We start from the raw sequence: 24,998 nt of genomic DNA, 5'->3' as shown, positions 1-24,998 counted from the left end.
CCGTACAGAACGGCTGTACGCAGTCCTCTCCTCACAGGCGGAGGGAGGCGGTGACGGGCAGATGGTCGCTGCCGGTGGCCGGCAGGGTCTCCGAGGAGACCGGGGTCATCCCCTTCATCAGGATCTGGTCGATGCGGACCATCGGGAACGCGGCCGGCCAGGTGAGGCCGAAGCCCGCGCCGGACTCCTGCTGGGCCGAGCGCAGGCCCTCGGTCGCCGGCCGGAGCGCCGAGTCCTCGTCCGTGCCGTTGAAGTCGCCGACCACCAGGACACGGGGGAGCGGCTCCGCCTTCAGGGCCTCGCCCAGCTTCCGGGCCGAGTCGTCGCGGCGCCCCGTGGTGAATCCGGCGTCGGGGGTGACGCGTACCGAGGCGAGATGGACGGCGTAGACGGCGATGGGGCCGCGGGGGGTGTCGACGGCGGCCCGCACGGCGCGCGTCCACGGCATGATCTCCACCGGCTCCACCCCGCTGAGCGGGTAGGTGCTCCACAGCCCGACACCGAGGTGGACCGAGTGGTACGGGTACCGGGAGGCCAGCTCGCGCTCGTACACGGGGGTGGAGGCGGCGGACAGCTCCTCCAGGGCCACGACGTGCGCCCCGGACGCGGCTAGCGCGCGGGCGGTGCCGGTGGGGTCGGGGTTTCCCTCGTCCACGTTGTGGCTGAGCACCGTGAGCTCCCCGCCGGAGGCGCGCTTGTCGATGAGCGTGCCGGTGAAGAGGAAGCCCCAGACGATCGCGGGTACCAGGGCTGCGGCCACGGCCGGCCGGGAGCGCCGGATCAGTGCGGCGGCGAGGAGCAGGGGAACGCTCAGACCGGTCCAGGGCAGGAAGGTCTGGAAGAGGCTGCCGAGGTTGCCGGGCCCGTTCGGGAGGTGGGCGTGGAGGGCCATCAGCAGGGCGCAGCCCAGGGAGGCGGCCACGAGCACCCGGCCAAGGGTGCGGGCGGGGGTGCGGGTGGGGGTGCGGGTGGGGGTGCGCTCCGGGCGGGCCGGGCCGGGGGCGAAGAGCGGGTCGTACGGGGCTTCGGACACCTTTGAAGTACTCACGTGGGAAGACTCCGCGAGGCGCGCTTCGACCGGGCAAGGGCGGCGCTTCGGGGTCCTCACGGTTGTGCTTCAGGTGTGTATCGGCGGAGGTCATTCGACATGCGTTTCGTGCCGTGTGCGGGGCCTGCCCGTCTTGTGGGTCGGTGTCAGGGGCGAGAGCGCGGTGGCCGCGTGCCGGGAAGGCGCACGGGGGACCGCACCCCGGGGATGGCCGTGGCACAGGCGGATGTGGTTCACGAGGGGGTGGTCTCTGACCTCGAGGTGGACACGGCGCACACCGAGTCCCTGGTGTGCGCGCGGACCGTCGCCGGCCACGTCAGCTGACCCCCGGATCGGTGCGGAGCCCTGCCCACCGCCGTGGGCCGCCGCCCGGAACGGGCAGCACATCCTGCGCCGCCGTGGTCCGGCTTCGGGTGCGCTGTGGCGTCGGCGTCGAACAGGGCGCGGAACGAGGTTCGGAGCGCAGCCGTCGCGTTCCTGCAACGCCCCGGCAACCACCGTGCGTTCGGCGAGCGCCGGTCACCGGACCGATGCGTCTCGTGCCACCCCCCCCGTCCCGCGCGCAGCGCCGTGGTGCGGACTCGCGCTCGGGGTTGTCCGGCAGGGTCGGTCAGGGCAAGGAGCAGATGACGTGCGCCTGCGCCGCCTTGTACACATTGGTGCTGTTCCTGACCGTGACCTGCCAGCCGCTGAGGGTGGGGAAGGATGACTGCACGATGACTCCGCCATCGGTGGCCGTGTTGAATCCACCACCGGTCGGCACCGTGGGGGCCGGACACTGCACCTGGATCCGCAGGAGCTCTCCGGGGCTGACGTTGCGTTCTTCGACGTACCGGGTGAAGGGGGCTTTTGCCGCGGCGTCGGCGCCGCCCTGTGCCAAGCCGACCCCCGCCCCGACCACGAGTGCGGCCACAACTGCCGTGCTGATCGCGATACCTCTCACCTATGCCTCCGGGTGCGGTGCTGGGACATGTGCCTGTACCAGTCCCCAGAAATCGCCGGGAGCGGGCGGCCTCTCATCCGGACGGCCGAAGAGGGATGGATTCTGCACCCCCCACATGGCCGCGGCCATGCCCCGCGCGTACTGAGCAGGGGCCTCCGTCCCCCGCCCGGGCGCCGGGGGAGGGAGGCCCCATACCTACGGGGTGATGAGCACCTGGTACGCCTCGCCTTGGAGGATGCGCTCGGTCTGAACCTGACGGCCCACGGACCGCCCCGCGTTCTGGTTGACGTCTGAGCTGACATGGGCCCTGATGCAGGGCGCGGCCGGTTCGTCGCGTACGACGTCCACGCGCCATACGCCGCCGCCCACGTAGCGGGGGATGATTTCCGCGCACAGGGAGCCGAGCGTGCCGCCCTGGCGGGTCCTGGCGAAGGGGAACTCGTCGCATTCGTCGTTCACGACGGTGAGGTCGGCCACGAAGGGCTTCGGCGGAGCCTTGCAGGTGTAGTAACTCCTGCTCTTCGCCCTCGGCTTGTCGCTGTCACGCGTCAGCGGCCGTTTCGCGGTGCCCATGGCGTTGTTGTTGCTCAGGTTGTTCTGCGCCCATTCGTAGGCCACCGCGGAGGCCCCGTACTGGGACTTGCTGAGGACCACGGTGGCCAGGCTATCGGTGGCGATGCAGCCGGGGGTGCTGCCGACCTGCCCGTCACAGGCCACTGAGGGGCCGGCCCACTGCCCGTAGCCGATGACGGGGTACTCCGCGTCGGGGCTCTCCGTCTGGCTCTGGTAGGCGATCATGCTGCGCGAGCGCTCGCCGCCGCCCCGGGTGGTGGTCTCGTAGAAGAGGTGTCCGGACTGGTCCTCCTCGCCCGCGCGCAGCTCGATGGCCCCGCCGCCCCAGGCGGGCGGCCCGGGTATGCACGCGGTGCACGAGGACGACAGAGCGAGTCTCATGGCGGAAACACCGTCGTACTTGCCGGCGAAGACGGCGATGTTCTCCTGCCACGTCACGCTCTTGGGGTCCACCGCGGACCGGGCTGTGACCAGGAGTTCAGCGGTGCCGATCGTGTCACCCGCGCGGTTTTCCAGCAGGTACACGATGGCGTGCCGCATGCAGTAGGCATGGCGGTTGGCGACGACGTCCTGGCGCTTCTTCGAGGTGCACAGCGCTTCCGGGCCGGCAGCCGGGTCGTCCCCGGGGTCGACGTCGTCCCGGGTGGCGGCGGTGCCCACCGGGACAGCGGCGCCCCCGGGGACAGCGGCGGTGCGGGCGCGGATACGGGCGAGATCCTCGGCGGTGACGGCCCGGTCCTTGACGCAGGTCCGGGCCGCGCCCTGCCGTGCGAGCGTGGAGCCGGGGGTGGTGGCGGTGCAGGCGCCGCGTACGTCGGGAGCCGCCGACAGTGGTGCGGCGGTGGCCGGTGAGACGTCCGGGGCGAGGAGAACTGCGGTCAGGGCGAGCGAGGCCATCGCCGCGCGCAGTCGTATGACGTGTTTCAAAGGGTGGTCCCCCTGTTCGGTGGCGTACGGGTCCGGTAGGGATGGAACCGGTCCGGCGCCCTCGCACACCAGAGCGGAATTGGCCCCCTGTTTGATCACTTTTGGCCCGTTGCGGGCTCACGCCCCCACCCGCGTGGCCGCTACATTCACCCGTTGACCGAACACACACGACCAGGGGGAAAGGGCAACGATGCGCCCCACGAAGCCCGTCAGCCGCGCAGGCACCACGCTCATGGCCTGCGTTGCCTCGGCTGCGTTAGCAACCGTCGGACTTGCCGCCTTACCGGCCTCGGCCGCACCCGTGAAGTCCGCCGCGGCCACGCAGGTCAAGCCCGGTGACGCCTGTACGACGGCCGACCTCGGCACACGCCACCCGTACATCAAGACGACCGAAGTCGCCCCGACGATCACCCACTTCAAGGGCTGGTACGTCACCCAGGGCGCCACCGGTTACCAGAGCGTCACCACCAGCACCCAGACCACCATCTCGGTCTCGGTGGGCCTCAACGGCACCGTCCAGGGCGGCTTCGCCGTCCAGACGCTCGGCACCGTCGGCGCGAGCCTGGGCCTGAACGTTCAGGTCAACTACTCCTCCACCAGCAGCGAGTCGAGCACGGTCACGTGGAACTTCAACCGGCCCGGCTACTACGGCGTCTACAAGGGCACCAAGAAGGTCACCGGTACGTATGCGAGCCTCAACTGCAACCGCGTCCAACAGGGCGACGGTGGTTGGGCGTTGAGGTGGATCGAGGGGCCCGGTGGTGGCAGCTTCACCACCTACACCACCCTTGAGGAAGGCGCGGTGCGCTGCGAGGACACGGTGCCCGCCAACAGCATCATGGCCAAGGCGCAAGTTCTCCTCGACTGCGGTTCGGCCGCCGCGAAGGCCGAGCACCCGGCCGGTGAGGTGGCCCCGACGGCGAAGCAGACGCAGGACCTCCTCGTGCAGCGCCCGGCTCCCACCGGCGGAACGTCGGCCGAGCAGCCCAAGGCCACCGGGCAGCCCAGGGACACCGGGCAGCCCAAGGCCACCGAGCAGCCCAGGGCCACCGGGCTCAGCGCGCAGGCCGGGCTCAACTGCGAGGCCGGCGTCTACCGCATCGACGTCCCCGGCAGGCCGCTGAACTGGAGCGCACCGCTCCTGGCCAACGACGGCATCCGCCTGCGGGTATCCACGTTCTTCAGCGCCCACCTGGACAACTGGCGCCTGTGCAACGTGACGGAGAACAACGGAGTCCTCGAGGCGTCCCTGTGGAACTGGGGCAACGGCGGATGCGCGACCATCCCGGCGAACATCGCCAACCAGGAGCAGGCCTACCTGACGACGGCCGCCTGCGGCGAGGACGACCTCCAGCGGTTCTCCATCTACCGCGACGTACCCGGCAGCTCGAAGATCGGTGTGCAGAACAAGTACACCGGCTCCATGATGGGCTACGACCGGTACGCGGACGGGGAGTTGATCCGTCAGTACTCCAGCGGCAGGCAGGACGGTACGGGTACGTTCACCCTGACCGGAGTCTGACGCCCCCGACCCCGTGAGCACGGCCGGCACGCGAACCCCTGGAACCCGCACGCCCGACGAACACGACGTCCGTCGGGCGTGCGGGTTCGTGCTGCTGCATCCACGACCCCGCGCGCTCCCGATCGCGGCTACCGCATCCGCCCGAACGGCGACGGCCCGGGCTGCGGCGTTCTACGGTGGCCGGTAGCACCCGCCGCAGGAGGAACCGATGAGCGCCCAGCCCGACCACACCCCCGCTCCCGCCCCGGCCGTTCCCGCAGCTTCGTACACTCCCGCACCTGGCGCCGCGGCCGAACTCCTCGGCCGGCTCCGGGCCGACCGCCGCGCCGAGCAGTGGGTGCCGGCGTTCGAGCGGGACTGGGCCAAGGCTCTGGAGGACGCCCGCCACGCCTTCAGCCTCACCCCTCTGCACGAGGTGGTGCGCACCTGGCAACTGCGCGTGGCCGCGGCCCCGGACGTCGACGCCTTCATGGACTCCGGACAGGACGACTCCGGCTTCGTGGACCTGGACGACGTCCTCGGCGGCCGCCGGTGACCGAGGAACAGCCGTGGGCGGTGCGGCTGTCCCCACAGGCCGCGAAAGCCCACGCCGGCCCCCGAGCCGGCCCGGGAGACGGTCCGCGACGTCCTGGACATCGCGGTGCGCTCCCCGTGGGGCTGGCCCCAGTGGAACGCCGGCGACCCCGAGGGCGAGGACGTACGTGCCGCGCCCCTGGGCCGGCTCTCCGTCGTCTACGTGGTCAACACGCTCACCCGTCGGCTGTCCGTGCCGGGCGCCGTCCGGCTCGGCTGAGGGGCGGGGAAGCGCGGCCGGGAGGCCCTGGACACGGCGTCCTGGGCCTCCCGTGGGCCCTCGGAGTCTCCCTTTGCCGTTCGCCGGGCGTCAGACACCCCCTCGTCGCCCATCCCGGCACGGATACGCGTACCCTCGCCCAACACCCTTTGGCGGCGCGGAGTTTCATGCCGATGCGTCCAGCTCACCGGCGCCTGAAGAACCGTCTCCGGTGGGCCCCGGAACCTGCAGGTCAAAGCGGTTTCAGTGCAGGGAACGCGCGCACGTAGCCAACCGCCCCGCCACGGCAAACCTATGGCGCACGCCACGGAAGGTCCGACGGTCGAACGGCAACCGCAGGTCGGCCAAGGCCGAGAAGGCGAAATGCGTCCGCCCGGAAATCCGCGGCCGCCGGCCAGCCCTCCCAGCGTGTGAGACGACCCAGCAGGTGTCGCCAGAACCCCGCTAGCATCCACCGGCCCTTGCTCGATGAAGGGACCGGCGGGCGCACCATCCAGTTGCCCGCCCGGCCGCGGGCTGCACCCAGCCTGAAGGCCCCTGCCGCTCCGACTGCTCAAGAAGCCATACCTCCACGTCTGCTGAAGCCCGCCGCGCACACGCGGAGGTCGCACCCCCGTCATCACCCTCGCCGCGCTACCCGCCCCGCACCCGCGGGGGAGCAGCCCAAAGGAGACCCGCCTCATGTCCGACCAGCACGACAACCCCGAAGCAGACGAGACCGGCACCGTGGCCACTCCGCCGATACCACCGCAGCCCGCGTACGCGCCCGCCCAGCAGCCTCAGCCCCGTACGCGCCCGGCCTGGCTCGTCCCGGTCATCGCCACCACTCTCGTCGTCGGCGTCACGGCCGCCACCGCCGGCTACCTCCTCGCCGGCGGCAACGAGACCGACACCGCGGCGACCGGCGCGAGCGCCAGCCGGAGCCCGAGCCCGTCGGCCGGCGCCGCCACGGCCTCCGCGTCGCCGACTCCCTCGCCCTTGCCCCGGGTCAGCGGCGTCGTCGGCGTCAAGCGCGCTTCCTGGGAGGACGCCGTCACCGAGCTGACGAAGGCCGGCGTCGCCAAGGACAACATCTCCTGGGTGTCGCCGTTCTCCGACCAGCCCAGACCCGAGGCCCCTGCCGGAATGACCGTGTGCGAGGTCGTCAGCGGCAGCGCCGCGCCGATCGACGCGACGACGAAGGTCGACCTGTCGGTCATCGAGAAGGGGGGCACCTGCCCGATCACCCACAACCAGCCGAAGCCGAAGCCCTCCTGCACCGAGACCGGCGAGTACAAGAAGGTGTCCGACCGGGAGTTCAAGCAGATGGTGCGCAACACCACCGCGCACCTCATGGGCTGCTTCACCATCTACGGCGAGATCGTCCAGGCCGACTCCGCGACCGGCACCACCTCGGTCCGTGCGAACACCTGCGGGGAGAAGAAGCAGCCCAAGTACGGGTTCCTGCCGGATTGCGACACGAACAGCATCCTCACCGAACTGTTCTCCACCGGGAAGCTCAACGGCGTGGTCAAGGGTGATCTCTTCGAGGCCAAGGTCCAGGTCGGGATCGACACGACCTACCAGACCACTCTGGGCGGCTCCCTGACCGCGCCGACCTTCTACGTCAAGGAGATCAAGTCGTACGGCAGCGTCGACTGACCCAGCTGACGGGCACTGCCACCCCGTCGCCGTCCGTCCACGGCGACGCCGGCCAGTGTCAACCCCTCCCCGGCCCCGGCAGCCAACCGCGCCGTGGCCTCGGGCGGCGGCTGCTTAGGACCATGCCCGCCAGGCGCCAGGCGCCAGGCGCCAGGCGCCCGGCTCGCCCCGCCACCGCCACCGCTCGCGCGCCGCCGGCCGCCGGCCGCCGCTCGTCACTGCGTCCGACGGGCGTGACCGCCCACCCTGGAGAGACCGCCCGTGCAGAAGACCGCCCTCGTTCCCTACGCCCGCCTTCCCCGAGCCCACCATCACCGCCACGTCCTGACCAGTACGGTCGACGTCTTCGGCGTCGCCCACTGGCTGCTTGCCGAACGTGCTCCACAGCCCGGTGAGGTCCTGCCCTTCGACGCCCTCGTCGTCTCCGCCGATGCGGGCGGCGACGTCGAACTCACCGAGCTGAGCTCTGTGCGGGCCCGCTGGCCGCGCCTGGACCGCCTGCCCGACGGCGGATTCATCGTCGCCGCCGCCCGCGCCCGCCGGTACGAGGACGGGAACCAGGTCCAGGTCTTCGACACGCTCGGCCGCGAGACCTCGTCCTTCTCCGTCGGGGATGCCATCCAGCACCTGCTCGTGGACGGGGCCGGCCAACTCTGGGTCGGGCACTTCGACGAGAACCCGGTCGGCATCCGCCGCTGGAGCACCACGGGCGCTCCCACCTGGACCTCGGACGGCGCGGATATCCCGGGTCTCTTCGACTGCTACGCCCTGAACGTGTCGGGCACCGCCGCCTGGGCGTGCACGTACACGGACTTCCCGCTCGTCGAGATACGGCCCGACCGCACCGACCGGCCCGTGACGGTGCGGGCGAACCGGATACAGGGCGCCCATGCGGTGGCCGTCCACGGTGACAGGGCGGTCTTCTACGGCGGCTACGCCGAGGAGCGGGACCGGCTCGCCCACGGTGAGCTCACCGAGACGACCGTCGAGCCCGCGGACGTCGGCCTGCTCACCCTGCCCGATGGCCTCGCCCCCGGTCGTCGAAGGGTCGTCGGCCGAGGAAGCAGGATCTACGTCCAGGCCGAGCCGTTCACCGCGTGGGGCGTCTTCGACCTCAGCGGCTGATCCCCGGCTCTGAAGGGCCGGCAGGCCGCCCCGTCCGGGGGGTGTGTAGGGTGGCGAACGGTTGAACATGTTCAACTTCAAGATCGCCCCGCACCCGGGGGAGCGAGCGAGGGGAAGGCGCAGTGGTGCGGAAGATGACGGGCGGGCGGACCCTGCGTGTCGCGGGGTACGCGACGACAGCTCAGTATGGGGCCATCGGCGTCGTTCTGATCGCACTGTCCCTGGTCACCGAGGGGCTGCCGGTCGAGCGCGGCGACTGGTTGTACTCGCTGGTCTGGCTGGTCTTCCTCAGCGTCGTCCTGGGGCTGATCCAGGCCGTGCTGTTCGCCACTCCGACGGCCTTGATCGGCGAAGCCCTGGCCCGGCGGCTGCCCGGCGGCCGGATGCTGTGGCACGTGGCGTCCGTCCCCGTCCTGCCGCTCGTCCCGGCCGCCGTCGCCTGCTCCGTCGACGGCGCGGCCTGGCAGTGGTGGGCCTGTCTGACCCTGCTGGGCTTCGTCCCCGCTGTGGCGGAGGGGCGGGTTCGGACCCGGGCCGCCCTGAGAGCCTCCGCGCAGACGTAGAGCGCGTACCGCGCCCGTACACGATCCCGGCCCGTGCGCGGCCTACGCCGGCGCCGGCGTAGGGGCCGCGGCTGGGCCGGGGCACGGGGCCCGTGGACGGGCCGGGGAGATCTCCCCGCTGCCCCGTCAGCCGTGTGGGACGGCGCGGGCCAGGAAGTGACCGGCCGCGTCCTCGTACTCCTCCAGCTGCCAGCCGGTCGTGTGCAGCGCGAGTCGGAGGTTGGGCCGGGCGAGGAGGTCGTCGGGGTCGAGGGGGCGGCCGTGACGGGCGGCGCGCTCGGCGCGGCCGGAGGGGTGGAAGAGGAGGAGGACCCCGTCGGGGGCGGTGACGCGGGCCCACTCGTGCAGTGCCGCGTAGGGGTCGGGCAGGTGGTCGATCAGGCCTGCGGAGAAGATCCCGTGCACGGAGGCGTCAGGCAGGGGGAGCCGGGTGCAGTCCGCGGCGAGGAGACGGCCGTGGCGGGTGCGGCCGTGCCGGGAGGCCGCGGTGAGCATGGCCGGGGTGACATCGACGCCGAGTACGTTGCCTGAGGGGCCGACCTGGGCCCGCAGGGCGGGCATGGCCCGTCCGGTGCCGCAGCCGAGGTCCACGGCGAGCCCGCCGGGCGCCAGCCGCATCCGGTCCACGGCCGCGGCGTACGCCGGGGTTCGCCGGGGTCTGGTGGGCGAACCGCGCCTCCCAGGCCTCGGCCCGGCGAGTGAAGAAGGCGCGGGTGGCGGTGTGTTCGGCCCGGGCGGCGACCAGCGCGGCGAACCGGCGCAGCAGTTGCTCGCCCCACGGGTCGAGGACGGCCCCGGAAGTTCCGCCGCCCGGCGCAGCGGACTCCTGGGGCAGGAACCGCACGCCCCATCCGCTGACACCGACCCGGAACGCCTGCTCCGGGTGTCCCTCGCAGGTGACGAGTACGACCGCCCCGGCGGGCAGCTCCAGAGGGTCCAGGGCCGGGCGCAGGACGGGGGAGGGCAGCCCGGGGCCGGCGAAGACGGGGTCGGCGGCCGCGGCCGGAGTGAGTTCCAGCGTGTGGTGGATGTCGGACCGGCCGACCGCTGCGGTACGCGTGGCCGCCGGATCCCGCTCATCCGTCAGGAGCCGGGCTCCGGACCCCAGGGCGAGCACGGGCACCTCGGCGGCGAGGGCGCTGCGCACGAGCGCGCGCCGGGTGGCTTCGGCGGCAGCGGCGCTGTCGTGTGGGGTGCGAGGACCGTCCTCCAGGATGATCAGGCCGTCCACGCCGCGCAGGTCACCGGACGGATCACCACCCAGATCGCCGAGCAGCATCCTCCGCGTGGTGAGCCCGGCCGCGGTGAGCATCTTGCGCACGGTGGGCGGAGCCTCCGCGGCATCGCGTTGAACGACCACGACCGCCGTGACCGCCTCCTCATGTTCGAGTCACTCCGGCTGTTTCAGGTGGCATTTACGCAAGGATGCGCCATCAGGGGTTGCATATGCCAGACCATCTCCGCCCGTGAGACGTCCGGCCAGCGGAGGCCTGCCCGCCGCTGGGGTTCCCCGAAAAGGCCAGGCCCCTGCGCGCCGAACACCGCGATCGGCGCGCAGGGGCTTCTGGCGTTGGTCCCGTGACGAAGAGAGCCGCTCTTCCGCCCGGGGCCGGTGCCCGCCAGTCAACCAATCGCCGCACTGTCGGGGCGACTGGATCGAGACACGAAATCAGGCCAGTGCGGCCTACGCGGTTCCAGGCGATCATCCAAGAGGTGAATCTGTCACAATGACCAGCATCTGCGAGGTGAAGGATCTGATCTGCCTCGCTCATGCCAATCCAGTGTGCGTGAGAGTCGAGGTGCGTGGTGTGGAGTGAGTGAACCCCTCCCTCCCGGGCAGCGCACGGTCAAGGGCTGGCCGGTGTCCCACTACGGACCGGTGCCCAGGTTCCGGGCCGACCGCGGGCACGACCACCACCGACCACGAGTTCTTCGGCGTGCCGGCTGCCGCCCTCCTCTACGGCTACAAGGGCCCGAAGTGGCTGCGTGCGATCGCGTACATGACCCAGGACAGGCGCGGTTTCTGGGAAGGACGGCGAGGCCTGAGCGCTGTGCGGACCGAGGTCCGCCCGCCGCTCATTCGGGTGCCCGAGGAGATGCGTTGACGACTCCGAACGGGACGTGGACGCTGGGGGTGGCGGGTGCCGTGCCGTTCAGGTGGGAGACCTGGTCGTCGAAGAAGATGTGTGGGTCGAGGGCACGCATGACGGCGGCCTTGTCGACTCCGCCGAGGAAGAAGGCGTCGTTGACGCGCAGCCCCCACTCCTTGAGGCTCCGTACGGCACGTTCATGAGCGGGTGCGTCCCGAGCCGTGACCAGCGACACCCGGAGCCGGGGCCGGTAGGCGGGATCCTTGCGGCGGGCCTCCTCTTCGCGGCCCTGGATGCGGTTGATGCCCGCGAGGAACTCCTTCAAGGGGCCGGGGTCGTGAGCGGTGGCCGTGTTGCGCACTTCATGTGCGCGGAACCCGTCGAGGCCGGCGTCCTGAAAGACCCGTTCGGAGGAGTCGCCCGCCAGCACGCCGTCGAAGTCGAACGCGATGCGGAGCTCCTGATCGGCGTCGTCATCGACTCTCTCCGTCTTGAGCACGTGCCCTGCCGGCATCCCGTCGGCCACCGCCTCGCGAACGTCGGAATCGTTCGCGGAGAGGAACAAGGACATGTTCAGGGCCGGCATGAACCGGTGGGGGGACCGGCCCTGCTGGAAGACGGCCCGACTGATCCGCAGGCCGTGCGCCGCGATGGAACGCATGACACGGAGCCCGGTGTCCGGATCGTTGCGCGACAGGATGATGACTTCGACCAGCGGATCGGTGGGATCCACCAGGTCGTTGAGCGCCAGCAGGCGCCGAACGAAGGCGAAGGCCACGCCCTTGTCCAAGACGACTTCCAGATGCGCTTCCTGGTAGGCCCGATACGCATCCTCACCCTGCTCCCGGAACACGGCGTCGCACTCGGTGAGATCGAACAGCGCGCTGGAAGCGAGCCCTATGACGAGGCGGCCGGACAGGTCGTACTTCATTGCGCGCCCCCGGCCGTCACACGTGCAACATCGAGACGGTTATCGCCCTTTCGAACGTGACGGAAACATGTGCGGCTGTCGGCGGTCAGGTGCGGGCGATCGGGATGTGCGGGCGCTGGATGTCCTCCGGGTGGGCCGTGTGCCGTACGGCGTCCTCGTACGTGATGGCGCCGGTCGCTATGAGGCCGTTGATGCTGGTCTCGAGGGTCCGCATGCCGTCGCGGTGGCCTGTCGCGATCATGTTGCGGATCTGGCGGGTCTTGCCCTCGCGGATCAGGTTGCGGATCGCCGAGGTGCCCACCAGTACCTCGAAGGCCGCGACCCGGCCCCCGTAGGTCCGTGGGATGAGCGTCTGGTTGAGGACGCCGACCAGGGTGTGCGCCAATTGCAGGCGTATCTGGGGCTGTTGCTCGGCCGGGAACACGTCGACGATGCGGTCCAGCGTCTGCGACGTGTCGTTGGTGTGGAGGGTGGCGAACACCAGGTGCCCGGTCTCGGCGATGGTCAGGGCCGCGGAGATGCTTTCCGGGTCGCGCATCTCGCCGAGGAGCAGGACGTCGGGATCCTCGCGCAGCGCCGAACGCAGAGCGGCGGGGAACGAGTCGGTGTCGGTGCCGACCTCACGCTGGTTGACCGCCGAGCGCTTGTGCCGGTGCAGGTATTCGATGGGGTCCTCGATGGTGAGGATGTGCACGGACCGGTGCGTGTTGACCCAGTCGAGGAGCGCTGCCAGGCTCGTCGACTTCCCCGACCCGGTCGGCCCCGTGACCAGCACGAGGCCGCGCGGCATGCCCGCCCACCCGATGACGACCGGGGGGAGCCCGAGCTGCTCGGACGTCGGTACGCCGAACGGGATGATCCGCAGCGCCAGCGCCGACGTGCCGCGCTGCACGAAGGCGTTCCCGCGCAGCCTGGCCCTCTCGCCCCAGCTGAACGCGAAGTCGACCTGCTTCTCCCGGCGGAACCGTTCCGTGAGTTCCTCGCCCAGCACCCCGGTCACGAGGCGATCGGCCTCCGGCTCGGTCAGCGCGGACCCCTCGACGGCTCGCAGGGCGCCGTCGACGCGGAGGAACGGCGCCGATCCCGCGGTGAGCAGCAGGTCGCTGCCGCCCCGCTCCGACAGTTCATTGAGCAGGTGGTCGATGCCTGCGGAAGTCGGCCCGGGCATGGTGGTCTCCAAGGTGGGGTGGTCGCTCATGGCAGGACCGTCCACTGCTTGACGGTGCTGGTGCGGCCGTCGAAGGACACGGCGGCCTTGACGAGCGGGCCGGACAGCAGGTCGACCCGGGTGCCGCCGAGGTGCGCGGTCGTGCCCCCGTTCCCGGCGGCGACGGTGTAGGCCACGGTCAGCCCGGCCAGCTGGGAGGCTTGGGTCAGGCCACACGGTGCCAGGTCGACCTGGTCGGTCACCGGACCGCTCGCGCCGAGACGGACCGGTACGTTCAGTGAGTTGTCGACGCCGGTGCAGGTGCTGCCGGGGAAGTCCACCGACATCTTCACCGACTGCACGTCTCCCTCCTCGTGGTGCGCCACCTGTAGCACGACGTGGTCGAGCGGTCCTGTCGTGGCCGGTGCCGGCTGGGCGTAGCCGCCGAACGTGAGGGACGCCCGGCCACCGCCGGGGACCGTGGCGTGCGTGACGTCGACGGGCGCTCCGGGAGCCGGGGTCGCGAACCCGGTGATCGCAGTGACCGACGCCGGTTTCGCGATCCCGGCCGGATACGTCGTGAACAGGACCGGCTCCGGTGGAATCCCGATCACCGGTCGGAGGTACCCGGCGGCCGGGCGGATGCCGAGCCGCGCCGACCGCGGCGGGGCCGGTGGGGTTCAGCCGGCCGCGCGGAGCCGGGCGGCGGCCGTTTCGGCCTCCCGCACGACGCGGTCCGTGTCGACGTCCACGAGCCGGCCGTCGAACTTGAGGGGCCGTCCGTCGACGAACACCGAGTCGACGTTCTCGGGCCGCCCGTTGTACACGGTCTGCCCGACCCAGTCGAAGCGCGGCGCGAAGTTCAGGGCGGCCGGATCGACGACCACCACGTCGGCACGCTTTCCGGGGGTCAGGGAGCCCACCCGGTCGCTGATCCCGAGGGCTTCGGCGCCGCCCAGCGTGGCCATCCGCAGGACGTCGTGCACTTGCGGGAAGATCCCGGCTTCCGTCGCGCGGGCGCGCTGAAGCCCGATGGCCGTCTTCATCAGCGCGTGGAAGTCCGAGCTGTCGTTGGTCCCGCCGTCCAGGCCGAGGCCGACCTTGACGCCCCGCCGTCCGAACTCGGACAGCCGCATGATGCCCGAAGCCAGCCGCATGTTGCTGAGCGGGCAATGGGCCGCACGTACATCGTGCGCGGCGACGGCGGCGATCTCGTCGTCGGTCAGGTGGATCGCGTGGTTGATCAAGAGCCGTGGACCGAGGGCGCCGATGTCGGCGAGGACTCCGATGGGGTCGTCGGCGCGCTGCTCGGGGCGCTCCAGGACATGGGAGTTGAGCATGACTCCGAGGTCCTGGGCGGCCTCCCAGTGCGCGTGGTTGAGGTGTTGGACGGGGCGCGCGGCGTGCGTGGCGACCTGGAAGCCGGCGAGCGGAGCGGGGTCGACGAGTTCCTTCTTCACCTTCGTGACCAGCGCCGGGTCGGCCTCGGAGGGGAACATCGCGTAGGTGAACCGCACTCCGGTGCCGGCCAAGGCCCGTACGTAGCTCTCGATGAGGTCGTACGAGAAGATGTCCACCCAGTCCACGAGGGTGGTCACGCCCGACTGGACGGCGTCGAGGGCGGCGAGGCGTACGCAGCTGTGCACGGCCTCGGGGGTGAGCCGGTTCCGCTGGGGGTTGGTACATCGGCTGAACCAGCCGAACAGGTCTCCGTCGGTGCAGCCTCCGCGGATCACCGCCTGCCAGAGGTGGGTGTGCGTGTCGACGAACCCCGGCATGACCAACTTGCCCGAAGCATCGACGATCCAGGTGCCGGGCGGGGTCCGCAGGTTTCTGCCGACGGCGGCGATGGTGCCGTTCCGCATCAGTACATCGGCGTTCTCGACGGAGCCGAGGGGGCCGCTGCCGAGGGCCGGATCCATGGTGAGCGCCAGCGAGGCGCCGCGCAGCAGGACCACCGGGCCGACCGGGAGCTGCGGGCCGGTAGGGCGTTCGGGGCGGGTGGTGATGCCGAGGACGAGCGGGGCGGCAGCGGCCAGGCCGAGGCCGGTGAGGAGGTCGCGGCGGCTGGGGGCCGGCGACGAGGTGGGGGATGAGTGCATGGCGTAGTACCTCCCGAATGCTCAGAACGGAAGGCCCGCCCGGGCGGCGCGGTGTGAGCGCCGGGCACGGGCGGGAGATTACACGCAGCATTCCCAGTGAACGGCCCTTCGATAGGCGTCAGCGGAAAACATTTTCCGTTCCGGCCATGTGCTGGCCATCCGTTGGCTCGGACGACGATGGAGTGGCCGTCGCTCACCCACCAGCGGGCAGCGTGGAACTCAAGCGCCTGATCGTCCGCAAGACCTCGGTCCGGTTCCTCGCGGTTTTCATCCAGGTGGGAAGCCGCTCGACCAGACTCGTCGGAGCCCCCGGCGCAGGCTCTCCGCGCTCACGCAGCTTGGCCGCCACGTAAGTCTCCAGTAGATGGAGATGGCGCCCGTTGTACGCCCACAGCACGTGGCCACAGCAGCTCGCCTGCAACCACAGCGGTCGCTGGCAGTAGGGATCGACAGGTCCGTCCGTGCCGTCCGTGCCGCCGGAACCGGCCTTCCGCCCCTCCTGATCCCTGAAGTAGCCGCACTCCGTGCACAGCAGTCGCCGATCGAGGTCCAGGATCCAGGGGCCGGCCGCCGTCTCCCCTGTGGGGATGCCGGGGTAGGGCGTGACGGCGGCGCACCCGTCACACCGCGGGCAACGCACCAGCACCTCATCGAGGAAGTCGTATCCGTACTTGTGCTCGCGCCGATCCCGAAACCGTTCACCCGACGCCCCTGCGTTCCCGCTCACCCGACCAGCGTGCCAGAACCCGATCCTGCCGCCGGGCAGCCACGCCTCTTTTCGTCCTCTTGACGATATCGGATCCTTTCCTTATCGTCGTACTGACGAAATGAAGGGGGTTCGCCATGGCCGACATCACCCGGCGCTTCGGTTGGCGCCATCTGCGCTCCGCGCCCACCGCCCACATCCGCCACCACAGGCGGGGCCGTCTCGTTCACGACGGGCGGGGGCTCAGCTTCTGGTACCGGTCGCTGTCGGCGGCCCTTTCCGAAGTGCCCGTCGACGACCGCGAGCTGGCAATGGCGTTCCACGCCCGTACGTCCGACTTCCAGGACGTTGCCGTACAGGCCACCGTCACCTACCGGATCAGCAACCCGGCCGAGGCCGCGGAACGGCTCGACTTCTCCGTCGACCCGGACACCGGGAGCTGGCGCGGCGCGCCCCTGGAGCAGATCGCCACGCTCCTCACCGAGACCGCGCAGCAGCACACGCTCGACGTACTGGCCCGCACCCCGCTGGCCGTCGCCCTGGTGGACGGCGTCGCCTCCGTACGGGGACGGGTCGCGGACGGTCTCGCCGCCGAGCCCAGGCTCCCGGCCACCGGCATCGACGTGGTGGCCGTGCGGGTCGTGGCGATCCGCCCCGAGGCCGAGGTGGAGCGCGCCCTGCGCACCCCGGCCCGCGAGCAGATCCAGCAGGAGGCGGACCGGGCCACCTACGAACGGCGGGCCGTCGCCGTGGAGCGGGAGCGCGCCATCGCCGAGAACGAACTCGCCAGCCAGATCGAACTCGCCCGCCGAGAAGAGCAGTTGGTCGAGCAGCGCGGCACCAACACCCGTCGCGAGGCCGAGGAGAAGGCGGCGGCCGACGCCGTGAGGACGCAGGCCGAGGCGGCCCGCAAGGTCAGCCTGGCCCGCGCCGACGCCGAGGCGGCCCGCCAGACGGGCGCCGCGCGCGCCGAGGTCCAGGCCGCATGACTGCGCGTGCACGACGAAGCCGCCCCGGGCACGCTGCAGGCCCTCGCGGTGGCCCGGCTGGCGGAGAACCTGCCGCGGATCGAGAGCATCACGCTCTCTCCCGACGTCCTCACCGGGCTCCTCAGCAGGCTCGGACGCCCGGAAGGCGGCGCGGACGCGTGAGCCTGGCCCCGCGGGCGGTGCTCGTGCACCGCAGGACCGAGTACGAGGAACTGCTCGCCCGGCACGGGACGCACGGCCAGGCCGCGTTCTTCCTCTCCAGCCGGGGCCGGTCGATCGACGAGGTGTTCCGCCGCCACGACCGTACGCGGCAGGCGCTGCGGGATGTGGCGGCGGCCGTCCCGCTCACCTGGCGCAGCTCCCGGGTGGAGCGGGCGGACCTGGACCGCTTCCTGTTCGCCCCGGAGGACGTGGTGGTCGTCGTCGGCCAGGACGGCCTGGTCGCCAACACCGCGAAGTACCTGCGCGGCCAGCCGGTGGTGGGCATCGACACCGACCCGGGCCGCAACCCGGGGGTGCTGGTCCGCCACCGGTGCACCGACGCGGCCGCCCTGCTGCGTGCGGCGGCCGAGGCCGGGGGCCGGGTGGAAGAGCTGACCATGGTCGAGGCCGTGGCCGACGACACCCAGCGCCTCCTCGCGCTGAACGAGATCTACCTGGGTTCGCCAGGCCACCAGACGGCCCGCTACCGACTGGGCTCCGAAGGCGAGACGGGGCCGGGCGAGGCCCAGGCATCCTCCGGGGTGCTGGTGGGCACCGGGACGGGCGCCACCGGCTGGCTGCGCTCCCTGTGGCTGGAGCGCGGCAGCCCCGTGGGGCTGCCCGAACCCCGCGACCGGCGGCTCCTGTGGTTCGTGCGCGAGGCCTGGCCGTCCCCCGCGACCGGCACGACGAGGGTCGCCGGCGAGCTGGAGCAGGGACAAGGCCTGACGCTGACCGTGGAGTCGGACCGGATCGTGGTCTTCGGCGACGGAATGGAGAGCGACGCCCTGCAACTGACCTGTGGCCAGAGCGTCCGGCTGGGCATCGCGGAAACATCCCTGAGCCTGGTGACGTGAACGCCCATCGCCGGCCTGTCGGACCCTGCACCTAGGCTGATACCGAAATCGATCAGGGAGCAGGGCAGTGCGAATAGAGCGTCACCAGGTGGGCGGGGCCGCCATGTCGGCAGCGCGCGAGGACTTCACGAACCGCATCGGGCGCCAAGTGCACTCGATGTCGAGGGCCGGCCGCATGGCGACCTACGAATGGCAGTCGATCGCCGACGAGTTCCTCGACTACCTGGGCGCCCTCTCCGCCGAGACGCCCGATCTCGACACCGCAGAGGCCAGGGTCGCCCTCAAGGACGCCTCGGAGGCCGCGGCCGGCGCCGTCGCGTACGCGGCGTACCACCCGCACTGCAGCTTCAACGTCTTCCTGGAGTACGTGAACTTCGGCATGAACTACGACCCGGGTGCCGACGCCCCCGAGGAGGAGGTCACACCGGGGGAGTGGATCGACGCGCTGTGCCTGGCGGTCCTCAGGGACAAGGCCAAGTGGCACGGTGAGGAGTTCACCTTCGCCCGCCGGAAGTTCGCAGAACAGGCGGAGGGAACGCCCCTCGGCGAGCTCGCCACGGGGTTGACGGCCGTAGTCCTGGACGACGCCGGCGACGGGGTGTACCCGCCGAGCGCGCAGGCCAAGCTGACTGCCGTGGACGCCGCTCTTGACCGCATCCGTACCCGTGCGGCGGAAACGGACGAGCCCCTCCTGGACCAGCCGAACGGCCTGGCCCTGCGAACGCTGCGCGCGCTGTCCGCCGAGGACCGGCAGGGCTTCGATGCCGCCCTGGCCGAGCTCCTGGTCGGATACAGCGCCCTGCACGGCCCGGCGGCCTCACCGAGCAGCCTGCTCCCGCTCGTGCCCATCGCGCTGGCCGCGATCGCGTACCGGACGCTCGGCTGGGCGCCGGCGGTTGACACCGACTACCTCCCGCACGCGCTGGTCACCGGTTTCGAGACCAGGGGCCCGCGGGTCGCGGGGCTCGGCCGGAACAGGCGGCCGGACGCTGTCGCCGAGCTCGCCGCGGGCCCGCTCGTGGTGGAACGTCCCTCCTGCGAGCGGGAGGGGATCGCGCGGATCGAGGCCGTGTACGAGGAGCACCTCCAGGAGGCGTTCGCTCCCGTCGGCGGCGAGCCCCTTTCCGTCGGGCGGCTGGGCAGCCTCCTGGGCGATCAGGAGCGCCTGTTCCAGTGGCGGGCGGGGAACCCCGGCGAGGACACGGCCGTCACGGACGCCCAGCTCGCCACCCTTCGGCTGGCCTCTCAGATGGGGGCGGCGCTGTTCCGCATCGCGCTGGCCGGGCCGGATTCCGAGGCCGAGGTGGCCATCGGCGGGCGCACGTTGCGCTACCCCGCCAAGCGGGGCGCGGAAGCCGGTGCCGGATACTGGCAGACGGCCGCCGCCTTCGCCCTCATCACCGGCGTCCGCGAGGACCTCGCCCCGCTGGTCCTCACCGGCCCCGCCTTCGCCCGCCCGGACGGCTCCGCGTTCACCGCGTACCGCGTGGCCCTCCACGCCTACCTGACGGGCACCGAGCCCGAGGCGGCCGCGGAGCGCGCGCTGCATGAGGCCGAGAGGGCCAAGGACTGGGGCTTCGCGATGCCGCCGGCCGTGCTGCTGTCGCAGCTCGTGGAGGGTGACGAGGAGAGCTTCAACCTGGCCCTGGCCGACGCGCTCGAAGCCCACCGCGCCTACTACGAGGTCGCCGACCGCGCCGACCATCCGGAGGTCTCGGTCAACCTCGACGTCCTCGCGCTGGCCTGCCACGCCCGCCGCCGAGGATGGGCCATTCGCGTCGAGTCCCCGTACCTGCCGCCGTACCTCCTGCGGGCCGCTGAACCCTTCTAGACGACCTCTGCGAACGATTCTCCGGCCCGCGCCTTGGCTGCCAGGGCGCGCAGGCTGCTCGCGGCTGGTGAGCCGGGTTCGGCGGCGTAGACGGTCAGTGCCTGGTCCGGGTCGTCGGGGATGCGGAAGGTCTCGAAGGACAGGTCGAGTTCGCCGACGGCCGGGTGGTAAAGGGGCTTGTGGCCGTGGGTTTCGTCGCGGACGGTGTGGTCGGCCCACATGCGGCGGAAGTCCTCGCTCTTTTCGGAGAGTTCGGCGATCAGCCGCACCACCTCGTCGTCGTGTGGATGGCGGCCCGCGTCGACCCGAAGAAAGGCCACCGTGTCATCGGCTTTCTTCTGCCAGTTGACGTACCGCTGTCTCGCCGTCTCATCGAGGAACGTCAAACGTGCCAGGTTGCGACGCTCAAGCGGCAAGCTGGGGAAATCGGCGATGAGCACGCGGGCGAGGTCATTCCAGGCGAGGATCTGCAGGCGGCGGCCGACCACATAGGCGGGCGCGTTTTCGAGAGTGTCGAGGATGCACCGCAGGCCGGGTCTGACGTGCTGCTGCTGTGCGGTGTAGTCCGCCTTCGTCTTGGTGGTGCCGCTGCCGGAGAGCACGAGGGAGTGCAGGTGCTGCCTTTCGGTCTCGTCCAGTTGCAGCGCCAGGGCGACGGCGTCGAGGATCTCGGTGGACACCTTGCCGCCGCGTCCCTGTTCCATACGTATGTAGTAGTCCACGCTCACACCGGCGAGCTGAGCCAGTTCCTCGCGGCGCAGCCCCGGAACCCGGCGGCGAGCACCGTATCCCTTTATGCCTACGTCCTGGGGCCGTACCCGGGCCCGTCGTGAACGCAAGAACTCACGCAATTCCGATCGACGATCCATACCCCCATCATGCCGTGTGCCGAGGCTGGTACCAGGAGACCCAGGATCGATGTACCCACGGATGACGCAGACTGGTTTTCCTGAACCGAGGGAAGAAGCAGGCGTACCTGGGGACTTGGTTTCGGGCGCATGAGTCCGCAGAGTGGATGCACCGCGGGAAAGAGACCGGAATCGACCGCCGAGACCGCCCGGCAAATCAACCCCTGTGTGAAGGAACGTCATGAGCAGCCGACTGCGCATTGTCATCGGAAGTGATTTCCGTGGTTTCGAATACAAGGAAGCCATCAAGGAATTCCTCGGCAACGACCAGCGCGTCGCGTCCGTGCGGGACGTCGGCGTCGTCAAGGACGCCAACACCGGCTACCCGCACATCGCCGTGGACGCCGCTGAGATCGTCGCCGACGGAGAGGCGGACCGAGCCCTGCTGATCTGCGGTACGGGCCTCGGCATGGCCATCAGCGCAGGTCTTGTCCCCGGCATCCGTGCCGTGACCGTCAACGACGCGTACCAGGTGGAGGGTTCGGTCCTCATCAACAACGCCCAGGTGATGACCATCGGGCAGATGAGCGTGAGCCTCCACCACGCCCTGACCCTGGTGGACCAGTGGCTCGGCCTGCGCTACGACCCCACCTGCGAGTGGGCGCCCCTGATGGACGCGATGGCCGACTACGAGGCCGAGTACGCCAAGAACACCGGAGGCCAGACCGATCGGCGCCAAACCACCGCCTCCTGCGGTGTCCCCGCGCCCTGACCCGGAGCGGCGGGTGCGCCCTTCCCTCAGACGCGTGCGCATCCCCGGCACCGTCCCGCCCCAGCCGTTCTGCCGCCCGTCCCTCCCCGCCGCTTCCGGCGGCCCCCAACGAGAGGAACAACACCTCTATGTCCGCCCCGAAGATCCTCGTCGTCGCCGGTGACGCCACGGAAGATCTGGAACCGCTGTACGGCCTGCAACGCCTGACCGATGAGGGCTACCAGGTCACCATCGCCGCCCCGAAGGTGGAGAGGCTCAACCTCGGCGGCACGTTCGTCGACGCGGCTCCCGTTGTCGACGGCAATCTCGTCAGCGTCCGCGACTGGTCCGAAAACCCGCAGCTCTTCCGGGAGTTCCTCAGGCTCCTGCGGCGGCACGCCCCGCTCACAGCCTGATGGGGTGCTTCGACTGCGCCGCATCCGGGCACACCGCGGTGGCGACGGCGATCTGCACCGGGTGCGGCGCGGCCCTGTGCCGGCAGCACAGCATCACCACCGGGCGCGACGTGCACCGCGCGGGAGGCATGGGACGGAGCTCCTCGCCCGTCCAGGCCCGGCGCATCACCTGCCGAATCTGCTACGGAGCCCGCCGGGCCGCATGACGGCCGGCCCTCGATGCCCGGGCCCCCTGAGCGGCCCGGCGGCTCCGCCCGGCCTCGACCTCGGCCGGCCGGGCGCCGGTCCGGGCCGCGCCGGCTTCGCGGATCAGGCCTGCGTCGACTCCTCCGCCCGGTGGCCCTTGAACAGGAAGTTCGGGCCCTGGGCGTAGGAGTCGACCATCTCGTAGAAGCTCTTGATGGTCTGGTTGCCGCAGTGCTCCTCGAACGCTTCGCGTGAGGCGTAGACCTCGTCCAGGTAGATGCGGTTCGGGTTGTCCTCGTCGCGGATGACCTCGAAGCGCAGGGTTCCCGGTTCGTTGGCCAGGGAACCCGCAGCGTCGAAGAGGCCGGCGACCAAGAAGTCATCGCGCTTGCCGGGCGGAACATCGAACTGAACGAGCACGTGATAGGTCATGGCGTTCTCCTCTGCGGTTCTGCCGAGCCGGAACTTTCAGGTGCCTGCCTGTGACCCGTTCGACCACCCGTGGTCGAACGGAGGCGGCGCCGTTGCGGCTCAGCGGCCCCGTGCTGCGCGCACGGCGCTCACTGTGGTCCCGCCACCCTTTCGGCGGCGGTGACAACCACCCTGCCGCCGATGTACCAGGCCGCCCAGACCCTCCTTTTCCCAGGAACGCCATGCATGGGCGGCGCCGTCATGGGAATGGCACTACCACCCCCTCACCCGTGGATTTCGCCCTTGGCCGCGAGCAGCTCCAGATCGACGGCCGCCGATGTGCCGGGCTCCGGCAGATAGACGACGACTGCCTGGTCCGGGTCGTCGGGCAACCTCAACGTCTCGAACGACACCTGCAGGGTGCCCACCAGCGGGTGGTACAGAGGCTTGGATCCGTGCGTGACATTTCGTACGTCGTGCTGGGACCACATCCGCCGAAAATCCCCGCTCCCCGCCCGCAACTCCTCAAGCAGGGCGCGCAGTCGGACATCATCCGGGTGGCGCCCGAGGTCGAAGCGGAGAAATGCCACCGTGTCCAGGGCCTTCTTCTGCCAGTGGACGTATCGCTGACGTGCCGAGGTGTCGAGGAACGTGAGCCGGGCAAGGTTGCGCTGTTCCTCCCCGAGCACCGGAAAGTCGGCGATGAGCATGCGAGCGAGGTCGTTCCAGGCCAGGACTTCCAGACGTCGGCCGATCACATAGGCCGGAACATGTCCGAACGCCTTGAGCAGTGCCTGCACCCCCGGACGCACGCCTTGCTCCTGCTCGGCGGGCAGACGCACTTCCTCTCCCCGGACCAGGGCGAACAGGTGGGCCCGCTCGAACGCATCGAGCCGTAGCGCATCGGCCAGAGCCTCGAGGACCTCCGACGACGTCTGCCCCCCGCGACCCTGCTCCAGACGTACGTAGTAGTCGATACTCACCCCGGCCAGCTGCGCCAGTTCTTCTCGACGAAGGCCCGGCACCCGACGCCTTCCGCTGAATCCCGTTCCCCGCCCGATACCTGCCATCTCGGGAGTGATCCGGGCGCGCCGCGAGCGCAAGAACTCCTTCAACTCAAGCTGCCGGTCTCTCATTTCGGCTCCAATCGCCTATTAGTTCCCCTATCCTACTTTTAGCCCCGTGACGGAGGTATCGTCCGGGATGTGCGTGGAGCCTGCCGACTCGGCGCGGCTCACGTGAAGTCCGACCGAAAATCGACGTGTCCGTACTGGGCGCAGGTCGCACGGGTGATGCCGAGCAGAGTGCGCTCGGGGCGGCCGGTTTCGGTGTGCTGTGTCATGGCGAGTGCATTGAGTCTGGTCATCGCCCAGCGCAGGTCGCGTGCCACCTGCGTTTCGGCTTCGGCGAGTGCTCGGCGCGGGTCGAGCCCGCAGGAGGTGGCCGCGTCCTGGCGGAGGCGTACGGCGTTGATGCCGCCTTCTTCGCGTTCGCGGCGGTGCGTGGCCAGGTCATTGGCCAGGCGGATGCACACGTTTTCCTGCGTCCCCAGTTCGCTCAGCTGCGGCAGGACGTGTTGGGCGGAAAGATCGTCCAGGAGGATCAGGGCCAGGGGTGTGTTCCCGGAGCTCGTGGGTGGCCAAGCCGGCCGTGTCGAACAGGTCATCCAAGGCGTAGATCCACATCAGAGCCCGCATGAGAAGCTCCAACTCCGGTGCTTTCAGGTCGGGATGGGCCCCGGTGACGACTGCGGAAAGGGACGGGATGAGGGCCTGGGACATCCCCTGGTGACCTTGGACCCAGGACCGGGTGGCGTGAGCGATCTCCGTTGCCCGGGCCGCGGGCGGCTGCCCCGGCGGACGGCCGAAATGGTCGCTGACAGCGTCGAGGGCGTCGCTGATCGACAGTGCGGAGCCCGGTGCGGTGATCAGCAGGCGGTCGGTGGCCTCCAGTGCGGCGGTCACCACAGCCCGTACGACGGCGTGGGGAGCGTAGCGGTCCTTGTCCTGCCACAGAGCCGGATCGCGTGGTGCCGAGCAGGAAAGCCCGGGCCAGGCCGAGGAGATCCCGGTCGCCCCCGGCCGGGGCGCAGCAGTACAGAGCGTAGAAGGGGGAGGAGTGCCACTTGTCGCTCCACGTGCCGTCCTCCGCCTGCGTCTGGCACAGCCACGAGACGACCTTGGCGCTCGCGCGGTAGGTCCAGGGGCGGCGGCCGTGGCCGGTGTGCTGCCGGTACGGTCCGAGGGCTTCGAGGACATGGGCGTTGGCCGTGGGAGAGGGCGTGTCCTCGCCGGGGTAGCACGCGAAATGGGTGGGCGTTTCGAACCGGCGCAGTACGGAGGGGTCCCGTGCCTCGCCCAGGAGGCCGAGCAGGGTCAGCGCGGTGGCAGTGTCGTC

25 protein-coding genes and 2 pseudogenes are annotated in these 24,998 nt (G+C 70.7%); 14 read left to right on the top strand and 13 right to left on the bottom strand.

What is annotated here, in order from left to right; genetic code table 11:
* Positions 1–31 precede the first annotated feature (31 nt).
* Entirely contained in the window at positions 32–928 is an 897-nt protein-coding gene (locus ACTVZO_RS01110; protein ID WP_443303013.1) for an endonuclease/exonuclease/phosphatase family protein, read from the bottom strand.
* Positions 929–1,147: 219 nt separating this feature from the next.
* Here ACTVZO_RS01110 and ACTVZO_RS01105 point away from each other — a divergent pair, with 219 nt between their 5' ends.
* The gene (locus ACTVZO_RS01105; protein WP_443296474.1) at positions 1,148–1,372 is read left to right on the top strand and encodes a phosphotransferase-like protein; all 225 of its coding nucleotides are present in this window, start codon (positions 1,148–1,150) and stop codon (positions 1,370–1,372) included.
* Positions 1,373–1,658: 286 nt separating this feature from the next.
* On the opposite strand, the gene ACTVZO_RS01100 is transcribed toward ACTVZO_RS01105, so the two are convergent.
* Together ACTVZO_RS01100 and ACTVZO_RS01095 are read right to left on the bottom strand one after the other, a co-directional pair.
* A complete protein-coding gene (locus ACTVZO_RS01100; protein ID WP_443296472.1) occupies positions 1,659–1,991 on the bottom strand; it encodes a hypothetical protein in 333 nt (110 codons plus the stop codon).
* A gap of 195 nt (positions 1,992–2,186) precedes the next feature.
* The gene (locus ACTVZO_RS01095; protein WP_443296471.1) at positions 2,187–3,491 is read right to left on the bottom strand and encodes a NucA/NucB deoxyribonuclease domain-containing protein; all 1,305 of its coding nucleotides are present in this window, start codon (positions 3,489–3,491) and stop codon (positions 2,187–2,189) included.
* Between the two features lie 190 nt (positions 3,492–3,681).
* Between ACTVZO_RS01095 and ACTVZO_RS01090 the strand changes: the two genes are divergently transcribed.
* From ACTVZO_RS01090 to ACTVZO_RS01065, 6 genes are all read left to right on the top strand, one after another.
* Entirely contained in the window at positions 3,682–5,013 is a 1,332-nt protein-coding gene (locus ACTVZO_RS01090; RefSeq protein ID WP_443296470.1) for a hypothetical protein, read from the top strand.
* Positions 5,014–5,221: 208 nt separating this feature from the next.
* On the top strand, positions 5,222–5,548 hold the full coding sequence (locus ACTVZO_RS01085) for a DUF6247 family protein (protein ID WP_443296469.1): 327 nt from the start codon (positions 5,222–5,224) through the stop codon (positions 5,546–5,548).
* A 105-nt stretch (positions 5,549–5,653) separates the two neighbouring features.
* Positions 5,654–5,806, top strand: a complete 153-nt coding sequence (locus ACTVZO_RS01080; RefSeq protein ID WP_443296468.1) for a hypothetical protein — start codon at positions 5,654–5,656, stop codon at positions 5,804–5,806.
* Positions 5,807–6,487: 681 nt separating this feature from the next.
* Positions 6,488–7,447, top strand: coding sequence for a hypothetical protein (locus ACTVZO_RS01075; protein ID WP_443296467.1), 960 nt, complete (start codon positions 6,488–6,490; stop codon positions 7,445–7,447).
* 261 nt (positions 7,448–7,708) lie between these two features.
* Complete coding sequence (locus tag ACTVZO_RS01070; RefSeq protein ID WP_443296466.1) at positions 7,709–8,572, top strand: hypothetical protein; 864 nt, start codon at positions 7,709–7,711, stop codon at positions 8,570–8,572.
* A gap of 125 nt (positions 8,573–8,697) precedes the next feature.
* On the top strand, positions 8,698–9,135 hold the full coding sequence (locus tag ACTVZO_RS01065) for a hypothetical protein (protein ID WP_443296465.1): 438 nt from the start codon (positions 8,698–8,700) through the stop codon (positions 9,133–9,135).
* Positions 9,136–9,261: 126 nt separating this feature from the next.
* On the opposite strand, the gene ACTVZO_RS01060 is transcribed toward ACTVZO_RS01065, so the two are convergent.
* Positions 9,262–9,753, bottom strand: a complete 492-nt coding sequence (locus ACTVZO_RS01060) for a class I SAM-dependent methyltransferase (RefSeq protein WP_443303012.1) — start codon at positions 9,751–9,753, stop codon at positions 9,262–9,264.
* Between the two features lie 1,165 nt (positions 9,754–10,918).
* On the opposite strand from ACTVZO_RS01060, the pseudogene ACTVZO_RS01055 reads away from it, so the two are divergent.
* Positions 10,919–11,240: pseudogene (locus tag ACTVZO_RS01055) on the top strand (hypothetical protein).
* Here the strand turns inward: ACTVZO_RS01055 and ACTVZO_RS01050 are convergent.
* From ACTVZO_RS01050 to ACTVZO_RS01030, 5 genes are all read right to left on the bottom strand, one after another.
* Positions 11,212–12,156, bottom strand: a complete 945-nt coding sequence (locus tag ACTVZO_RS01050; protein ID WP_443296464.1) for a 5'-nucleotidase — start codon at positions 12,154–12,156, stop codon at positions 11,212–11,214. The pseudogene ACTVZO_RS01055 and the gene ACTVZO_RS01050 overlap by 29 nt on opposite strands.
* Before the next feature lie 85 nt (positions 12,157–12,241).
* Positions 12,242–13,354, bottom strand: a complete 1,113-nt coding sequence (locus ACTVZO_RS01045) for a type IV pilus twitching motility protein PilT (protein ID WP_443296463.1) — start codon at positions 13,352–13,354, stop codon at positions 12,242–12,244.
* The gene (locus ACTVZO_RS01040; RefSeq protein WP_443296462.1) at positions 13,351–13,917 is read right to left on the bottom strand and encodes a hypothetical protein; all 567 of its coding nucleotides are present in this window, start codon (positions 13,915–13,917) and stop codon (positions 13,351–13,353) included. Before ACTVZO_RS01040 ends, ACTVZO_RS01045 begins: the two co-directional genes overlap by 4 nt.
* Positions 13,918–13,983: 66 nt before the next feature.
* Positions 13,984–15,405: an amidohydrolase family protein gene (locus ACTVZO_RS01035; protein WP_443296461.1), complete on the bottom strand. Its 1,422-nt coding sequence runs from the start codon at positions 15,403–15,405 to the stop codon at positions 13,984–13,986.
* Positions 15,406–15,598: 193 nt separating this feature from the next.
* Positions 15,599–16,132 (bottom strand): hypothetical protein, encoded by a 534-nt coding sequence (locus tag ACTVZO_RS01030; protein WP_443296460.1) that lies wholly within the window; start codon positions 16,130–16,132, stop codon positions 15,599–15,601.
* A 116-nt stretch (positions 16,133–16,248) separates the two neighbouring features.
* Here ACTVZO_RS01030 and ACTVZO_RS01025 point away from each other — a divergent pair.
* The 3 genes and pseudogenes from ACTVZO_RS01025 (at position 16,249) to ACTVZO_RS01015 (ending at position 19,989) form a co-directional block, all read left to right on the top strand.
* Positions 16,249–17,262 (top strand): annotated as a pseudogene (locus ACTVZO_RS01025) (SPFH domain-containing protein).
* On the top strand, positions 17,259–18,158 hold the full coding sequence (locus tag ACTVZO_RS01020; protein ID WP_443296459.1) for a hypothetical protein: 900 nt from the start codon (positions 17,259–17,261) through the stop codon (positions 18,156–18,158). Before ACTVZO_RS01025 ends, ACTVZO_RS01020 begins: the two are co-directional and overlap by 4 nt.
* A 67-nt stretch (positions 18,159–18,225) precedes the next feature.
* Positions 18,226–19,989: an Imm49 family immunity protein gene (locus tag ACTVZO_RS01015; protein WP_443296458.1), complete on the top strand. Its 1,764-nt coding sequence runs from the start codon at positions 18,226–18,228 to the stop codon at positions 19,987–19,989.
* On the opposite strand, the gene ACTVZO_RS01010 is transcribed toward ACTVZO_RS01015, so the two are convergent.
* Positions 19,986–20,858 carry a helix-turn-helix transcriptional regulator gene (locus ACTVZO_RS01010; protein WP_443296457.1) on the bottom strand — a complete coding sequence of 291 codons (873 nt, stop codon included), beginning with the start codon at positions 20,856–20,858 and terminating at the stop codon, positions 19,986–19,988. The genes ACTVZO_RS01015 and ACTVZO_RS01010 overlap by 4 nt on opposite strands.
* 220 nt (positions 20,859–21,078) lie before the next feature.
* Between ACTVZO_RS01010 and ACTVZO_RS01005 the strand changes: the two genes are divergently transcribed.
* The 3 genes from ACTVZO_RS01005 (at position 21,079) to ACTVZO_RS00995 (ending at position 22,210) form a co-directional block, all read left to right on the top strand.
* Positions 21,079–21,609, top strand: coding sequence for an RpiB/LacA/LacB family sugar-phosphate isomerase (locus ACTVZO_RS01005; RefSeq protein WP_443296456.1), 531 nt, complete (start codon positions 21,079–21,081; stop codon positions 21,607–21,609).
* Positions 21,610–21,737: 128 nt separating this feature from the next.
* Positions 21,738–22,004 (top strand): hypothetical protein, encoded by a 267-nt coding sequence (locus ACTVZO_RS01000; RefSeq protein WP_443296455.1) that lies wholly within the window; start codon positions 21,738–21,740, stop codon positions 22,002–22,004.
* On the top strand, positions 22,004–22,210 hold the full coding sequence (locus ACTVZO_RS00995) for a DUF2180 family protein (protein ID WP_443296453.1): 207 nt from the start codon (positions 22,004–22,006) through the stop codon (positions 22,208–22,210). The genes ACTVZO_RS01000 and ACTVZO_RS00995 overlap by 1 nt, the downstream gene beginning before the upstream one ends.
* Before the next feature lie 103 nt (positions 22,211–22,313).
* Here the strand turns inward: ACTVZO_RS00995 and ACTVZO_RS00990 are convergent, their stop codons facing one another.
* From ACTVZO_RS00990 to ACTVZO_RS00980, 3 genes are all read right to left on the bottom strand, one after another.
* Entirely contained in the window at positions 22,314–22,622 is a 309-nt protein-coding gene (locus ACTVZO_RS00990; protein ID WP_443296452.1) for a putative quinol monooxygenase, read from the bottom strand.
* A gap of 263 nt (positions 22,623–22,885) precedes the next feature.
* Positions 22,886–23,737 (bottom strand): helix-turn-helix transcriptional regulator, encoded by an 852-nt coding sequence (locus tag ACTVZO_RS00985; RefSeq protein WP_443296451.1) that lies wholly within the window; start codon positions 23,735–23,737, stop codon positions 22,886–22,888.
* Between the two features lie 98 nt (positions 23,738–23,835).
* Positions 23,836–24,267 carry a hypothetical protein gene (locus ACTVZO_RS00980; protein ID WP_443296450.1) on the bottom strand — a complete coding sequence of 144 codons (432 nt, stop codon included), beginning with the start codon at positions 24,265–24,267 and terminating at the stop codon, positions 23,836–23,838.
* Between the last annotated feature and the right edge of the window lie 731 nt (positions 24,268–24,998).

The sequence above is a fragment of the Streptomyces sp. IBSNAI002 genome (assembly GCF_052244475.1).
In the GTDB taxonomy this organism is placed as follows: Bacteria; Actinomycetota; Actinomycetes; order Streptomycetales; family Streptomycetaceae; genus Streptomyces.
This window is presented reverse-complemented; position numbering and strand designations above follow the sequence as displayed.

Excerpts from the sequence above, each read along its gene's own strand:
- ACTVZO_RS01105 (WP_443296474.1), top strand. The coding sequence starts at position 1,148 with ATGCGTTTCGTGCCGTGTGCGGGGCCTGCCCGTCTTGTGGGTCGGTGT.
- ACTVZO_RS01090 (WP_443296470.1), top strand. The coding sequence starts at position 3,682 with ATGCGCCCCACGAAGCCCGTCAGCCGCGCAGGCACCACGCTCATGGCC.
- ACTVZO_RS01085 (WP_443296469.1), top strand. The coding sequence starts at position 5,222 with ATGAGCGCCCAGCCCGACCACACCCCCGCTCCCGCCCCGGCCGTTCCC.
- ACTVZO_RS01075 (WP_443296467.1), top strand. The coding sequence starts at position 6,488 with ATGTCCGACCAGCACGACAACCCCGAAGCAGACGAGACCGGCACCGTG.
- ACTVZO_RS01060 (WP_443303012.1), bottom strand. The coding sequence starts at position 9,753 with ATGCGGCTGGCGCCCGGCGGGCTCGCCGTGGACCTCGGCTGCGGCACC.
- ACTVZO_RS01050 (WP_443296464.1), bottom strand. The coding sequence starts at position 12,156 with ATGAAGTACGACCTGTCCGGCCGCCTCGTCATAGGGCTCGCTTCCAGC.
- ACTVZO_RS01045 (WP_443296463.1), bottom strand. The coding sequence starts at position 13,354 with ATGAGCGACCACCCCACCTTGGAGACCACCATGCCCGGGCCGACTTCC.
- ACTVZO_RS01035 (WP_443296461.1), bottom strand. The coding sequence starts at position 15,405 with ATGCACTCATCCCCCACCTCGTCGCCGGCCCCCAGCCGCCGCGACCTC.
- ACTVZO_RS01010 (WP_443296457.1), bottom strand. The coding sequence starts at position 20,858 with ATGGATCGTCGATCGGAATTGCGTGAGTTCTTGCGTTCACGACGGGCC.
- ACTVZO_RS01005 (WP_443296456.1), top strand. The coding sequence starts at position 21,079 with ATGAGCAGCCGACTGCGCATTGTCATCGGAAGTGATTTCCGTGGTTTC.
- ACTVZO_RS01000 (WP_443296455.1), top strand. The coding sequence starts at position 21,738 with ATGTCCGCCCCGAAGATCCTCGTCGTCGCCGGTGACGCCACGGAAGAT.
- ACTVZO_RS00995 (WP_443296453.1), top strand. The coding sequence starts at position 22,004 with ATGGGGTGCTTCGACTGCGCCGCATCCGGGCACACCGCGGTGGCGACG.
- ACTVZO_RS00990 (WP_443296452.1), bottom strand. The coding sequence starts at position 22,622 with ATGACCTATCACGTGCTCGTTCAGTTCGATGTTCCGCCCGGCAAGCGC.
- ACTVZO_RS00985 (WP_443296451.1), bottom strand. The coding sequence starts at position 23,737 with ATGAGAGACCGGCAGCTTGAGTTGAAGGAGTTCTTGCGCTCGCGGCGC.
- ACTVZO_RS00980 (WP_443296450.1), bottom strand. The coding sequence starts at position 24,267 with ATGACCTGTTCGACACGGCCGGCTTGGCCACCCACGAGCTCCGGGAAC.